Source organism: Hymenobacter nivis, from assembly GCF_006439025.1.
Taxonomy (GTDB): domain Bacteria; phylum Bacteroidota; class Bacteroidia; order Cytophagales; family Hymenobacteraceae; genus Hymenobacter; species Hymenobacter nivis_A.
Genome location: NZ_RCYZ01000012.1, coordinates 18,783 through 32,359 on the forward strand (window position 1 = coordinate 18,783; position 13,577 = coordinate 32,359).

The window sequence follows — 13,577 nt, forward strand, 5'->3', positions numbered from 1 at the left end:
ACTTCAGTCGCCGTTTTCGTTGCTATCGTTTCAGCGTAGATAGCTCAGCATGCTAACCACAAAAAAAACAGTCCAAGTAAGCCACACAATAGTTGTTTCCTGCTTGATGGAACGCTTTGTAAAAAATGTTACCAGGCGTGTAATCCTAAGGGCGATAAATGGAAAAAGTAGAAAGGCAACAGCTCGGCCAATAAGTGCGCTTGCAAGCGACACGGGACCATTTCCTCTGGCAATGAAAGGATGAAAAACGAACTGAATTACAAGGTTAATGGCTACGGATAGCCAAAACATGACGAAAAACGTTGTTTTTGTTGGGCTTGTCATAATGCCTCAAGATTATCATCTATGTCCTTCCGCCTCGACCGCACCGCCCACCACGCCGGCACCCATGAGCAGGCAGCAGCGTACCACGCCCAAAATCAGCCCGCCACGCCCACCGAGCGCTTGTGGGCCGCTGCCTACCTCAACAGCGTTGCGTTTGGCTACGATTTAGCTAATCCGCCCCGGCTCGACCGGACAGCTTTTGCTACGCGCCAACATCCTCACCGCAATGGGTAATTTATTCAATTCCGATTTTCAGGATTTTCTGCGGGCACTGCGGCTGCATGAGGTGCGGTACGTGCTGGTAGGTGGCTATTCGGTTATTCTGCACGGCTACAGCCGCACGACCGGGGATTTGGATTTGTGGGTTGAGAAAACAATAGATAATTATGGCCGGCTGGTAAAGGCTTTTGCGGAATTTGGAATGCCGGTATTTGATATGACGGCGCATAATTTTCTGAATAACCCGGCCATGGATGTATTTACTTTTGGCCGTCCCCCCGTTGCCATCGACATCATAACCCAACTTAAAGGTCTTCTCTTTGCCGAAGCGTATGCCGCTGCAACCGATAATGAAGTAGACGGACTGATCATTAAGTTGATTCAGTACCAGCATTTGCTACAGGCTAAAATAGCCGCTGGTCGCCCGCGGGACCAAAATGACTTGGAAAATCTTCGTAAACAGCAGGGTTAATAAATGCACTGCAATACTTGAAACGAAAGGCGGCGACTGATACTTCAGTCGCCGCCTTTCGTTTCAAGTATTGCTAATCTATCTTGTAATCTACGCTGGCGTCCAATTCTTTACGCTCTTCGGGCGACAGCTGGTCGCGCAGAACCTTGATTGTACGGCCCCCTACTAGGCGGTGGTTTTGCACATATTTCCAGTCGGAAACCTTGCTGGTATCTACTTCCACAGTTTCGCCTTCTTTTACGGCTTTGGTGAACTCGGGGGTGTTACTTATCACACCGTATAGCTTGCCATTGCGACTCGTTAAGCCACTCAACCATATGTGTTCTGGCTCGGGGCCGTCGTCATAATGGACCTTTAAAGCAAAATCGCTGGTAGCCGTGTCCTGCTGCCCAAGTACACGCAAAAACTCGGGTAGGGTAGCCTTGCTCGCCTGAATCGCGGCATTCATTGCGTTGTCGTCTGACTTTACATTGTAGATGTCTGGTTCGCCAGTACGTTCAATTTTTGTAGTGTTGGCCTTTTCATCTGAGTGGCAACTGCCGAGTAGTAAAAGACCTAGGGCACAGACAAATGTGCCGGTAGAATAGCGTCGAAAATGAGCCATAAGTAATGAATGGGGGTGCTGTAAAGAAATTCCGGACCAATATACCAGCGCACTACCTAAAAAATAATGCTTCTGGCCACTATTTAGCCAATCCGCCCCAGCTCGATCGGATAGCTTCTGCTACGCGCCGGCACCCACACCACAACGCAGAATTTACTCAATGCAGGCACATCGGTCGCCCCCTTTTTTAGGCCACTGACTTGGTCAAACAGGCGGTTCATCGGGTTATTGGGAAAACGGGCTGCGGGTTGAAATCCATCGGAAATCATCCGCAGTAAGTATGGGCAGTTCACCACTAAAACGCTTACCGACCGTGCCTAAATTCTCCATCGTTGCCGCCATTGTTTTTTGGGTTATGCTGAGCACCTCGCTCATGCGTTTGGAGCTTGCCGCGTCGCCGGTGCACAAGCAGCGGGCCATCACTTCACGGTCGGTAAATATCAGCGTTGCCACAGTTACAAAAGCGGCGCATTCCCGGGCGAAATAATTACGAGTAGGGCCCCCAGCGCATTGGCCAAAACCCGCGGGTTCTGATTAATACCGCTTCTTGCAGTATAAAGCGGGGCCCTGGAGCAGCGGGCTTTTGCACGCCGAACCATGCTGATTAAATAGGGCGCCAGACCGTTGCCTTTAACGCAAAAACGCCGCGTCCTCAGGACGTGGCGTTTTCGTTTAGTCGAATTAAAAACCTAGAAGTTCCGCTCGCCCGTTTCGCGCTTGCCTAGCATCACAGAACCCACCATGGCGGCCAGCAGCAGGATGGAGGCTAACTCAAATGGCAGTTGGTATTGCTGGAAGAGCACCAAGCCCAGCTTATCGACCATGCCTACTTGCGAGTTGAACGTGGCAGCATCGTAGCCCGCAGGCGCTACGTTGCGCATGGCGGCCACCATGATGAGCAGCAGCGAGCCGCCGGCGATGGTGGCGGCTACCTTGGCCAGCAGCGGCTTCTTGGGCTCCGTGGCTTCATTCAGGTTCAGGAACATAATCACGAACAGGAACAGCACCATGATGGCCCCGGCGTACACGATGATATTCACGGCGGCCAGGAACTGCGCGTTCAGCAACAGATAATGGCCCGAGAGCGTGAAGAACGTGAGGATGAGGAACAACACGCTGTGCACCGGGTTTTTAGCCAGCACCACGCCCAGCGCGCTCAGCAGGGCCACAAACGTCAGGAAGAGAAAGAGGGACATACAGGAAGGCTAAGCGGCCGCAGGGCGTAAGGAAGGATGGGGGCCCTAGGCCAGTTGGGTGCGCAATTTGTCGGCCTGCTCGGCCGTGAGCTGGATGCCGCGCTTCGAGCGGGTATCCGGCGACACGGGCTCCACAAGCCGGTCTTTGCCGTAAATGAACTCGTCACGCTCGAAGCGCGGCGGCGCCATCTTATCGGCCTGGAGGTACACGGCAGCCTTCGGACAAGCCTCTTCGCAGAGGCCGCAGAAGATGCAGCGCAACATATTGATTTCGTAGCTGACGGCGTATTTCTCCTCGCGGTAGAGGTTTTGCTCACCCTTTTTGCGCTCGCCGGCTACCATCGTGATGGCCTCGGCAGGGCAGGCCACGGCGCACAGGCCGCAGGCCGTGCACCGCTCGCGGCCCTGCTCGTCGCGCTTGAGCACGTGCAGGCCCCGGAATACGGGCGAGAACGGCCGCGTCTCCTCAGGGTAGCGGATGGTGGCCTTCTTTGTGAAGAAGTGGCGCAGCGTGATGCTCAGGCCTTGGAAAATAGCCGGCAGGTAAGCCCGCTCGGCGAGCGTCATCGGCTTCTTTTCCAGAATTTTAGCGCGGTTGCTGAGGGATTGCATAGGTCGAAGAAAGAAACGAGAATTACGGGGCCCTACTTGATGATGCCGGTCGTAATCAGGCCACCCGTGAGCAGGATGTTGAAGATGGCAAGGGGGATGAGGATCGTCCAGCCCAAACGCATCAGCTGGTCGTAGCGGAAGCGCGGCAGCGTCCAGCGCACCCACATGAAAAAGAAGATGCCCATGAAGATCTTCATGAACATGGCCACCACACCCATGAGCACAAATATGTTGTGCGCCCAATCGGCCGAGAGACCAGCTTTATTGCTCAGAAAATCGAGAAACTCGTACTGAAACGGATAGTTAAACCCACCAAAATACAACACGCTCATCACGGCCGTAACCACCAAAATGTTGATGTACTCCGAGAATAAGTACAGGCCCAGCTTCATGGAGCTGTATTCGGTGTGGTAGCCGCCCACCAATTCGGTTTCGCACTCGGGTAGGTCAAAAGGCGTGCGGTTGGTTTCGGCAAAGGCACAAACGAGAAAAATGATGAAGCCGATGGGTTGCTTGAACACATTCCAGGCGAAAATGTCGCCGAAGTGCCAGGCACCCGGGTTGGTTTGTTGCAGCGTGATTTCGCGCAGCGACAGCGTGCCTGAAATCATCAATACAGCAATAAGCGCCAAGCCCATCGCTAACTCGTAGCTAATGTTTTGCGAAGCAGCGCGGATGGCGCCCAGCAAGGAAAATTTGTTGTTCGAAGCCCAGCCGCCAATCATGACGCCGTACACACCCAGCGACACAACGCCGAATATATAGAGCATGCCCACGTTGACTTCGATGCCCTGCAAATGCACCGATGTATCACCAAACTTCATGGCATTGCCAAAGGGAATCACCGCCGACGACATCAGGGCCGTGGTCATCGCCAAGCAGGGCCCCAAAGTGAACAATGTTTTGCTAGCCCCACCGGGGAAGAATTCTTCCTTCGTGAACATTTTTACGGCGTCGGCCAAGGGCTGGGCCAGGCCGTAGGGGCCCGCGCGGTCGGGGCCCACCCGGTCTTGCATGAAGGCGGCAATCACGCGCTCGGCGTAGGTGCAGTACGTGGCAATCAGCAGCGAGAGGCCGAAGACAACCAGGATGACGAGGCCTTGCCAGCCCAGGGTTTCGAAAGTCATGTTGTTTTAGCTGTTGGCTAATAGCTGTTGGCTGTTAGCGTTTTATTTCAGGAAAAGACATTAGCCAATAGCCAGTGGCTTAGCCATTCAAGCCGCCCAGTTTCAGCGGTGGGTTTTGCTGAAGGTCGCGGATGGTGCTCTCGGGCAGGTCGGCAATGATTTGTGGGTTGACCACGGGCAGCTCGTAGTGGCCCTGCGAGATAACCGACGAGCGGTCGACGTGTGCGGGACCCTCCAGAATCCAATCGGTCGTTTCCTTCTTGTCGAAGCGGCACTCGTTGCAAATCCACTCCTTCACTTCGCCGTACTCATCCTTGCGGGCCGTTACGCGCATCACGTCTTTGCCTTTGTACCAAAGCGTAACGTGGCCGTTGCACTTCTCGTGGCTGCATTCGCGGTGCGCGTTCATGGGCTTGGTGAACCACACGCGCTGCTTGAAGCGGAACGTCTTGTCAGTTAGGGCGCCCACAGGGCACACGTCGATGACGTTGCCGCTGAAGTCGTTATCGATAACCTTATCGATGTAGGTGCCGATTTCCGAGGCGTCGCCACGGCCCAGTACGCCGTGCACGCGGCCGTCGGTGAGCTGGTCGGCGGTGTACACGCAGCGGTAGCATAGAATGCAGCGCGTCATGTGCAACTGCACATAGGGCCCGATGTCAATCTTCTCAAATGTGCGGCGCTCTTCTTCGTAGCGCGTGGTGCTCACGCCGTGCTCGAAGGCAAAGTTTTGCAAGTCACACTCGCCGGCCTGGTCGCACACTGGGCAGTCGAGGGGGTGGTTGATGAGTAGCATCTCCACGATGCCCTTGCGGACATCGAGTACCTGCTGGCTAGTAGTATTTTCTACCACCATGCCGTCTTGCACTGGCGTGATGCACGAGGCCACCAGCTTGGGCATGGGGCGCGGGTCTTTGGTAGAGCCGGCTGCTACGCGCACTAAGCAGGCGCGGCACTTGCCGCCGCTGCCTTTCAGCGGCGTGTAGTAGCACATGGCGGGCGGCACCACCCCGCCCCCAATTTTGCGGGCCGCGTTGAGGATGGTGGTGCCATCGGGCACTTCCACTTCAATGCCGTCGAACGTAATTTTAGCCATTGGATATCAAGTTGAAACGGTAGCTACTGGGGGCCCTGCGGCCAGCCCAGTGGTTTTACTTTAGGCCAGCACACCCGCGCCCTGGTACACGGCCCCCGGACGGGTGGCCTCATGCGGGTGCTTCACGTGCCACTCAAATTCGTCGCGGAAGTGGCGCACGGCGGCGGCCACCGGCCAAGCCGCGGCCTCGCCCAGGGGGCAAATGGTGTTGCCCTCAATCTGCTTGGCTACGCTCACCACCAGGTCGATGTCGTGCATCGAGCCATGGCCGTGCTCGAGGCGGTGGAGTACTTTCTCCATCCAGCCGGTGCCTTCGCGGCAAGGCGAGCACTGGCCGCAGCTTTCGTGGTGGTAGAAGCGCGAGAAATTCCAGGTATTCTTTACAATGCACGTTGTTTCGTCCATCGCAACAAAGCCGCCCGAGCCCAGCATGGTGCCCGTCACAAAGCCACCATCGCTGAGCGACTCATAAGTCATCAGACGGTTCTCACCAGCCGCAGTTTTCAGGATTAGCTCTTTGGGTAGGATGGGTACCGATGAGCCACCAGCGACTACAGCCTTGAGCTCGCGGCCCTTCCAGATACCGCCGCAGTACTCATCAGAGTAAATAAATTCCTCCACCGGCACGCCCAATTCCAGCTCATAGATGCCGGGCTTATTGAGGTGGCCGCAGGCCGAAAACAGCTTGGTGCCCGTGCTTTTGCCCACGCCAATCTTGGCGTATTCATCACCACCCAAGTTGAGGATCGGAACCACCGTGGCAATGCTCTCCACGTTGTTAACCACCGTGGGGCGGGCGTAGAGGCCCTGCACGGCCGGAAATGGTGGCTTGTTGCGTGGGTTGCCGCGTTTGCCTTCCAGCGATTCCAGCAGCGCAGTTTCCTCGCCGCAGATGTAGGCGCCGGCGCCGGGGTGCACGTGCAAATCAAGCGAATAACCCGAGCCCAGGATATTTTCCCCCAGGAAGCCGGCTGCGTATGCCTCGGCAATGGCCTTCTCTAGGATGCGTAGCACGTACAGCAACTCGCCGCGGATGTAGATGTAGCTCGTCCGGGCCCCCAGGGCGTAGCTGCCCGCAATCATGCCCTCGATGAGCAGGTGCGGTAGCTTCGACATCAGGTATCGGTCCTTGAAGGTGCCGGGTTCCGATTCGTCGGCGTTGCAGACGAGGTAGCGCGGTACACCCTCTGGCTTGGCCAGAAAGCTCCACTTGAGGCCCGTGGGGAAGCCGGCGCCACCGCGGCCGCGCAGGCCGGATTTCTTCACCTCGTCCACCACCTCGTCTGGGGTCATGGTTTTCAGGGCCTTTTCCACGGCGCGGTAGCCGCCGTGCTTGCGGTACACCTCAAAGGTTTCGATGCCTTCAACGTTAACGTGTTCGGTTAAGAGCTTGCGTCCCATAGGATTAAATGCGGATAGCGGGCGACGAATCTGGTAAATTATTGCTGCTGCGAGTGTACCTCGCCCAGCATTTCCCACGGCAAAATAGGCCGGTGGATCTGGGCACGCAGGTCGTTGAGCATGGCGTCCACGGCTTCGGGGGTGTCGAGGCTTTCATAATACTGCTCACGCACTTGCACCACGGGAGCAAAACCGCAGGCGGCGAGGCATTCTACTTCCTTCAGTGTGAAGTTGCCATCTGGCGATGTTTCGCCCACCTTAGCGCCGGTGATGCGCTCCAGGTTGGCCGTCAGCTCATCGGAGCCGCGCAGCATGCAGGGCCCCGTGCGGCAAATTTCCAGCACGTGCTTGCCCACGGGCTTGAGGTTGTACATGGTGTAGAAAGTAGCAACCTCGTACACCTCAATGGGGCGGATGCCCAAGGTTTCGGCCACCAAGTCCTGCACTTCGGGGCTCACCCAGCCGCCAAACTCGGCCTGCGCAATGTGCAGCACCGGTAGCAGCACCGATTTGCTGCGTTCGGCCGGGTAGTGGGTAAGCAGGCGCTTAATTTCCGTCTGCCCGGCGGGCGAGAATTGCAGCTTGGAGGGGGCAGTGGTAGGGGCCATGTCAATCAAAATCAATCAGAAACTAAGCGTCCAGCTCACCGGCAATCACGTTCATCGACGACAGAATCACGATGGCGTCGGAGAGTGTGGTGCCCACGGCCATCTCCGGGTAGGCTTGGTAATAAATGAAGCACGGGCGGCGGAAGTGCAGCCGATAGGGTGTGCGCCCACCGTCCGATACCAAGTAAAAGCCCAGCTCGCCGTTGCCGCCTTCCACTGAGTGGTACACCTCACCCACGGGGGCGTCGATTTCGCCCATCACGATTTTGAAGTGGTAAATAAGGGCCTCCATGTTCTTGTACACTTCCTGCTTGGGGGGCAGATAATAGTGCGGGGCATCGGCGTGGTAGGGGCCCTCGGGCAACTTGTCGAGCGCCTGGTTGATGATGCGCAGGCTCTGCCAAATCTCTTCGTTGCGCACCATGAACCGGTCGTAAGTGTCGCCGTTAGTGCCCACCGGTACGTCGAACTCAAAATCCTCGTACGACGAGTACGGGTTCATCACCCGCACGTCGTAATCGACGCCCGCCGCGCGCAGGTTGGGGCCTGTGAAGCCGTAGCTCAGCGCCTTTTCGGCCGAGATGGGCCCCACGTTCACCACCCGATCCATGAAGATGCGGTTGCGGTTGAACATCGATTCGAATTCCTTCATCACGGCCGGGAATTCCTTCAGCCACTTGCGCAGCTTGTCGATAGCCACCGGCGTGAAGTCGCGCTCCATACCGCCCACGCGGCCCATGTTGGTGGTGAGGCGGGCCCCACACACCTCTTCGTAAATCTCATAAATCTTCTCGCGCTCCTGAAACACGTACAGGAAGCCGGTGAAGGCCCCCGTGTCCACGCCTAGGATGGAGTTACAGATGAGGTGGTCGGCGATGCGTGCCAACTCCATCATAATCACGCGCATGTACTGCGCGCGCTTGGGCACGGTGATGCCCAGCATCTTTTCCACCGTCATGTGCCAGCCCAGGTTGTTGATGGGGCTAGAGCAATAATTCATCCGGTCGGTCAGGGTCGTAATCTGATAGAACGGGCGGCGCTCGGCAATCTTCTCGAACGCCCGGTGGATGTAGCCGATGGTGGGCACGCCCGACACAATCCGCTCGCCATCCATTTGCAGGATGTTTTGGAAAATGCCGTGTGTGGCCGGGTGCGTGGGCCCCAGGTTGAGGGTCGTCAGCTCCTGGTTGAAGTCGTTGTGCAGGGGAATCAGGATTTTGTCCTGCTGCTCGCGCGCTTCTTCGATGATGTGGTGGGTGCCTTCCAGCGTGTCGTTTACTGCCATGATATAAAAATCAGGGGCCTAGCGGCCGAAAAACAGGTCGGTTTTGTCTTCGCGGGTCCCGTCTTCCAGCGGGTATTCCTTACGCATGGGGAAATAGTCCATGTCCTCCACGTTCAGAATGCGCATCAAATTGGGGTGGCCAGTAAAGATGACGCCGTAGAAATCGTAGGCCTCGCGCTCCATCCAGTTGGCCGACAAGTGAATATCGCTCAGCGTGGGCACCACGGGGTCGGCAACTGGAAAGAAAATCTTGAGCCGCAAGCGAATATTTTGCGTGAGGCTGTGCAAGTGGTAAATCATGCCCAGCTCCTGGCCCACGTTCTCGGGGTAGTTGATGCCGCACATGGTAGTTAGGAAGTGCAGGGCAATTTCCTCGTCCTGCTGCAAGCCGGCGATGATGCCGTGGATGCGCTCCCGCGTGGTAGTGGCCGTGAGCAGGCCGTAAGGCTCCGACACGTCGGTGAAAGCGTCCTCACCAAACAAAGTGTGCAGGCGCGCCAGCAAGCGGGCGTTCTGCACCTTAATGGGGTCTTCGGCAACGGCGACTTCGGGCGCGGCGGCGGGGTCTTGGGGCGTCATGCAGAAACCTACTTGATGTTGTACGACGTCAACAGGGCCTGGTACTCAGGCGAGTTGCGGCGGCGAAGAGATTCGTTTTTGGCCAGGTCTTGCACGCGCATCAGGCCGTCGAGCACTTGCTCGGGGCGGGGCGGGCAGCCGGGCACGTACACGTCGACTGGGATGATGCGGTCGATGCCTTGCAGCACCGAGTACGAATCGAAAATGCCGCCCGAGCACGCGCAGGCGCCCATGGCTAGCACCCAGCGGGGCTCTGCCATTTGCTCGTACACCTGTTTCACAATGGGGGCCATCTTCTTAGCGATGGTGCCCATCACCATTAGCAGGTCGGCTTGGCGGGGCGAGAAGCTGGGCCGCTCCGACCCGAAGCGCGAAATGTCGTAGTGGGCCCCCATGGTGGCCATGAATTCGATGCCGCAGCACGAGGTAGCGAAGGGCAATGGCCACAGCGAGTTGGCGCGGGCAATGCCGACCACCTTCTCCAGCGAGGTGGCGAAGAAGCCAGCGCCCTCCACGCCCTCGGGGGCCTCAACCGTTTTTATTTCCGGAACACGGGTATCCATAATCGTCGAAATATCAAGTGGAAAGGCCAAGGGGCCTACTTTTCCAACACCGCCCGGCGCGCAAAAGTTTGAGGGAATTAAGCTTCGTTCCAGCGTAAGATGCCCTTTTTGATGACGTAGCCGAAACCGGCCATCAGCAGGGTGATGAACACGAGCATCTCGACGAAGCCGGCCGTGCCCAGGGCCCGGAAGTTCACGGCCCAGGGGTACATGAAAATTACTTCCACGTCGAAGAGCACGAACAGGATGGCCGTGAGGAAGTACTTCACCGAAATGGGGGTGCGGGCGTTGCCCACGCTCTCGATGCCGCACTCGAAGGCTTCGTCCTTCACCTTCGACTTGCGCCGGGGCCCTATTAGGTGCGAGGCGGTCATGGCAAAGGCCACGAACGCAATGGCCAGGCCAAACTGAATGACGATGGGCAGGTAGTCGGAGGGCTGGTAGCCGACGGCGGGCAGAACTAGAAACATGACAGTCAGGGAGAAAGGAAAACGCGGCACAGGCGCTAGCGGGCAAAGGTAGCGCCTGCGGGTTTGGGGCGCAACGGCGCGCCGCCGCGGGGCCCCGGCTAGTATCTATAGGGCCAAATCCGTGAACTATGGCACAGGCAGAATCAGGGGCCCGGCGCTACACCGTGGCCGAATAAATCACTTGATGCCCGAGCCGGACGGTTCCGAAGAGTAGCTTAAAAATTAGGGCCCCGCACCAGCTATTGGTGCGGGGCCCTAATTGGTTAGATGCCTTTGTCGCGGTTCAGGTCTTCGTGGGGGGCGGCCCCGAGGAAGGGGTAGCGGTAGTCGGTCACGGGCACGAAGGTTTCCTTGATGGTGCGGGGCGATACCCAGCGCAGCAGGTTCAGGATGGAGCCGGCCTTGTCGTTGGTGCCCGAGGCGCGGGCCCCGCCGAAGGGCTGCTGACCCACTACGGCCCCAGTGGGCTTGTCGTTGATGTAAAAGTTGCCGGCCGCGTTCACCAGGCGCTGGCTGGCCAGGTCGATGGCGTAGCGGTCTTGCGAGAAAATGGCGCCGGTAAGGGCGTAGGGCGAGGTGCCGTCCACGAGGTCGAGGGCGGCGTCGAACTGGTCGGCGTCGTACACGTGCACCGTCACGACGGGCCCGAACAGCTCGTCGCACATCGTCACGTACTTGGGGTCCTTGGCCACGATGACGGTGGGGGCCACAAAGTAGCCCTTCGATTTGTCGTAGGTGCCGCCGGCGAACACCTCGGCGTCCGGGTCGGCGTGGGCCCCGTCGATGTAGCGGGCCAGCTTGTCAAACGATGCCTCGGTGATGACGGCGTTCACGAAGTTGCTAAAGTCCTCTACATCACCCATTTTAATGGTGGCCAGGTCTTCCTTCACGTAGCCCAAAATCTCGTCGGCCAGGTTGGAGGGCAGGTACACCCGCGAGGCGGCCGAGCACTTCTGGCCTTGGTATTCGAAGGCGCCGCGGGTGATGGCCACGGCCACGGCTTTGGCGTGGGCCGTGGGGTGGGCCAGGATGAAGTCCTTGCCGCCGGTTTCGCCCACAATGCGCGGGTAAGACTTGTAGCGGGCTATGTTCTGCCCAATTTCCTGCCAGATGGTTTGGAACACCTTGGTCGAGCCGGTGAAATGGATGCCGGCAAAGTCGCGGTGCTTGAAAATCACGTCGCCGGCCACGGGACCGTCTACGTAAATCAGGTTGATGACGCCGTCGGGCACGCCGGCTTCCTTAAACAGTTCCATCAGCACCTGGGCCGAATAGATTTGCGGGTAGGCGGGTTTCCACACCACCACGTTGCCCATCATGGCCGCCGAAGCGGGCAGGTTGGCGGCGATGGAGGTGAAGTTGAACGGCGTAAGGGCGAACACGAAACCCTCCAAGGGCCGGTGCTCCAGGCGGTTCCACATGCCGGGCGAGCTGCTGGGCTGCTGCCCGTAGAGCTCCTGCATAAAGGCCACGTTGAAGCGGAAAAAGTCGATCAGCTCGCAGGCCGCGTCAATCTCGGCCTGGAAGGCGTTCTTGCTCTGGCCCAGCATGGTGGCCGCGTTGAGGCGGGCGCGGTAGGGCCCCGCCAGCAGGTCGGCGGCCTTGAGGAAGATGGCGGCGCGCTGCTCCCAGGCCAGGGCGGCCCAGGCCGGGCGGGCGGCCAGCGCCGCGTCGATGGCCTGCGTCACGTGGCCGGCGTCGCCCTCGTGGAAGTGGGCCAGCACGTGCTGGTGGTCGTGGGGTGGGCTCAGGGGCAGGCGGCGGCCGGTGCGCACTTCCTGCCCGCCGATGTGCATGGGCAGGTCGCGCTCCTGCTGCTTCAGCTCCTTCAGCATCTTGATCAACTCCAGCCGCTCGGGCGAGTTGGGCGCGTAGCCCTTCACGGGCTCATTGAGGGGCGTTGGAACGTTAAAAAAGCCGTTGGCCATGGGTAAGGGGCGGTTTGAAGGCGAATGGATGGGGAGCCGCAAAGGTAGCGGGGCCCCGGCGGCCGGCTACAAAAACGCCCGCAGCTCGTCGAGGCTGCTGATTTCGTAGGTCACCTGGGCAAAATGGCGGCGTTTGGCGGGGTTGAAGTACACCTGGTCGATGCCCGCGTTGTGGGCCCCCAGCACGTCGCACTCCAGGTTGTCGCCGATCATCAGGCTCTCCGGGGCCCCGGCGCCGGCTGCTTGCAGGGCATGGGCAAACATGCGCCGGTCGGGCTTGAGGTGGCCGCTGTGCTCGGAGGTAATCACCTGGTCAAAGTACTGCGCCAGGTTCGACGAGGCCAGCTTGCGGTGCTGCACGTCCTCGAAGCCGTTGGTAATCAGGTGCAGCGTGTACTTTTTGTGCAGGTAAGCCAGCGTTTCGTGGGTGTGCGGAAACACGGCCGACTTCTCGGGCAGCAGGTCGGTGAACTCGGCCGAAAGGGTGGGGGGCACGTCGGCCGCGGCCACGCCCAGCTTGGCCAGCGTGCGCACGAAGCGCGCCTCGCGCAGCTGCTTCTGCGTTATCTTATTGGCCTGGTACATGCGCCAGAGGGCCTGGTTCACGTCGCTGTACACGCGCTTAAAGGCGGGCAAGTCGGCACCGTGGCGGGCCAGCGCATGCCGGTCGTAGAGCGTGGCCAGCGTTTCGTCGGCGTTGGTTTCAAAGTCCCACAGCGTGTGGTCGAGGTCAAAAAACAGGTGCCGGTAGGCCATGCGAAAGAAGATTACTTGCCGAGGAGCCGCGACGTGACGATGCGGCCGCCGCCCAAGTGCTCGCGTACGATGGTGGCGCAGTCGGCGGGCTGCACGTCGCCGTAGGTCACGCCGTCGGGGTACACCACCAGGGCCGCGCCGTTGCCTTTTTTGCAATGCTTGCAGCGGTCGAGGCAGTCGCACTCCTGCACGGCGTTGCGCCGTTTGTCGCCGTCGGCGGTGCGCACGGTTTTCAAGTCTTGGTCCTTGATGGCGTGCTTCAGGGCCTTGGCTACGTCGTGGCCCACCCCACTTTTCTGGTGGGTGCAAACGAATATCTGGTGCGCGTAAATCATTA

The 13,577-nt window shown here is 58.7% G+C and carries 18 protein-coding genes; 2 read left to right on the plus strand and 16 right to left on the minus strand.

What is annotated here, in order from left to right:
• Positions 1 to 345 precede the first annotated feature (345 nt).
• Together EAH73_RS20935 and EAH73_RS20940 are read left to right on the plus strand one after the other, a co-directional pair.
• A complete protein-coding gene (locus EAH73_RS20935) occupies positions 346 to 558 on the plus strand; it encodes a hypothetical protein (RefSeq protein WP_140469388.1) in 213 nt (70 codons plus the stop codon).
• Positions 551 to 1,015, plus strand: coding sequence for a nucleotidyltransferase (locus EAH73_RS20940; RefSeq protein ID WP_140469389.1), 465 nt, complete (start codon positions 551 to 553; stop codon positions 1,013 to 1,015). Before EAH73_RS20935 ends, EAH73_RS20940 begins: the two co-directional genes overlap by 8 nt.
• Positions 1,016 to 1,088: 73 nt before the next feature.
• Here the strand turns inward: EAH73_RS20940 and EAH73_RS20945 are convergent, their stop codons facing one another.
• From EAH73_RS20945 to EAH73_RS21015, 16 genes are all read right to left on the minus strand, one after another.
• Positions 1,089 to 1,619 carry a YegJ family protein gene (locus EAH73_RS20945; protein ID WP_140469390.1) on the minus strand — a complete coding sequence of 177 codons (531 nt, stop codon included), beginning with the start codon at positions 1,617 to 1,619 and terminating at the stop codon, positions 1,089 to 1,091.
• A gap of 83 nt (positions 1,620 to 1,702) precedes the next feature.
• Positions 1,703 to 1,840, minus strand: coding sequence for a hypothetical protein (locus EAH73_RS23230; RefSeq protein ID WP_161599629.1), 138 nt, complete (start codon positions 1,838 to 1,840; stop codon positions 1,703 to 1,705).
• A gap of 4 nt (positions 1,841 to 1,844) precedes the next feature.
• A complete protein-coding gene (locus tag EAH73_RS20950; protein ID WP_140469391.1) occupies positions 1,845 to 2,072 on the minus strand; it encodes a hypothetical protein in 228 nt (75 codons plus the stop codon).
• Positions 2,073 to 2,308: 236 nt separating this feature from the next.
• On the minus strand, positions 2,309 to 2,815 hold the full coding sequence (locus EAH73_RS20955) for an NADH-quinone oxidoreductase subunit J (protein WP_140469392.1): 507 nt from the start codon (positions 2,813 to 2,815) through the stop codon (positions 2,309 to 2,311).
• 45 nt (positions 2,816 to 2,860) lie between these two features.
• Positions 2,861 to 3,427, minus strand: a complete 567-nt coding sequence (locus tag EAH73_RS20960) for a NuoI/complex I 23 kDa subunit family protein (protein ID WP_068228495.1) — start codon at positions 3,425 to 3,427, stop codon at positions 2,861 to 2,863.
• A gap of 32 nt (positions 3,428 to 3,459) precedes the next feature.
• Positions 3,460 to 4,554 (minus strand): NADH-quinone oxidoreductase subunit NuoH, encoded by a 1,095-nt coding sequence (gene nuoH / locus EAH73_RS20965; RefSeq protein ID WP_140469393.1) that lies wholly within the window; start codon positions 4,552 to 4,554, stop codon positions 3,460 to 3,462.
• A gap of 79 nt (positions 4,555 to 4,633) precedes the next feature.
• Positions 4,634 to 5,650, minus strand: a complete 1,017-nt coding sequence (locus tag EAH73_RS20970) for a 2Fe-2S iron-sulfur cluster-binding protein (protein WP_140469394.1) — start codon at positions 5,648 to 5,650, stop codon at positions 4,634 to 4,636.
• A 60-nt stretch (positions 5,651 to 5,710) separates the two neighbouring features.
• Positions 5,711 to 7,051, minus strand: a complete 1,341-nt coding sequence (gene nuoF, locus EAH73_RS20975; RefSeq protein WP_140469395.1) for an NADH-quinone oxidoreductase subunit NuoF — start codon at positions 7,049 to 7,051, stop codon at positions 5,711 to 5,713.
• A gap of 38 nt (positions 7,052 to 7,089) precedes the next feature.
• Positions 7,090 to 7,659: a complex I 24 kDa subunit family protein gene (nuoE, locus tag EAH73_RS20980; RefSeq protein WP_140469396.1), complete on the minus strand. Its 570-nt coding sequence runs from the start codon at positions 7,657 to 7,659 to the stop codon at positions 7,090 to 7,092.
• A 22-nt stretch (positions 7,660 to 7,681) separates the two neighbouring features.
• On the minus strand, positions 7,682 to 8,944 hold the full coding sequence (locus tag EAH73_RS20985) for an NADH-quinone oxidoreductase subunit D (protein ID WP_140469397.1): 1,263 nt from the start codon (positions 8,942 to 8,944) through the stop codon (positions 7,682 to 7,684).
• Between the two features lie 18 nt (positions 8,945 to 8,962).
• A complete protein-coding gene (locus EAH73_RS20990; protein WP_140469398.1) occupies positions 8,963 to 9,523 on the minus strand; it encodes an NADH-quinone oxidoreductase subunit C in 561 nt (186 codons plus the stop codon).
• 8 nt (positions 9,524 to 9,531) lie between these two features.
• On the minus strand, positions 9,532 to 10,086 hold the full coding sequence (locus EAH73_RS20995; protein WP_140469399.1) for an NADH-quinone oxidoreductase subunit B: 555 nt from the start codon (positions 10,084 to 10,086) through the stop codon (positions 9,532 to 9,534).
• A gap of 77 nt (positions 10,087 to 10,163) precedes the next feature.
• Positions 10,164 to 10,556, minus strand: coding sequence for an NADH-quinone oxidoreductase subunit A (locus EAH73_RS21000; RefSeq protein WP_140469400.1), 393 nt, complete (start codon positions 10,554 to 10,556; stop codon positions 10,164 to 10,166).
• Between the two features lie 263 nt (positions 10,557 to 10,819).
• Positions 10,820 to 12,484 carry an L-glutamate gamma-semialdehyde dehydrogenase gene (pruA, locus tag EAH73_RS21005; protein WP_140469401.1) on the minus strand — a complete coding sequence of 555 codons (1,665 nt, stop codon included), beginning with the start codon at positions 12,482 to 12,484 and terminating at the stop codon, positions 10,820 to 10,822.
• A gap of 66 nt (positions 12,485 to 12,550) precedes the next feature.
• Positions 12,551 to 13,240 carry a YjjG family noncanonical pyrimidine nucleotidase gene (locus tag EAH73_RS21010; protein ID WP_140469402.1) on the minus strand — a complete coding sequence of 230 codons (690 nt, stop codon included), beginning with the start codon at positions 13,238 to 13,240 and terminating at the stop codon, positions 12,551 to 12,553.
• 11 nt (positions 13,241 to 13,251) lie between these two features.
• Positions 13,252 to 13,575 (minus strand): (2Fe-2S) ferredoxin domain-containing protein, encoded by a 324-nt coding sequence (locus EAH73_RS21015; protein WP_140469403.1) that lies wholly within the window; start codon positions 13,573 to 13,575, stop codon positions 13,252 to 13,254.
• Positions 13,576 to 13,577: the final 2 nt, after the last annotated feature.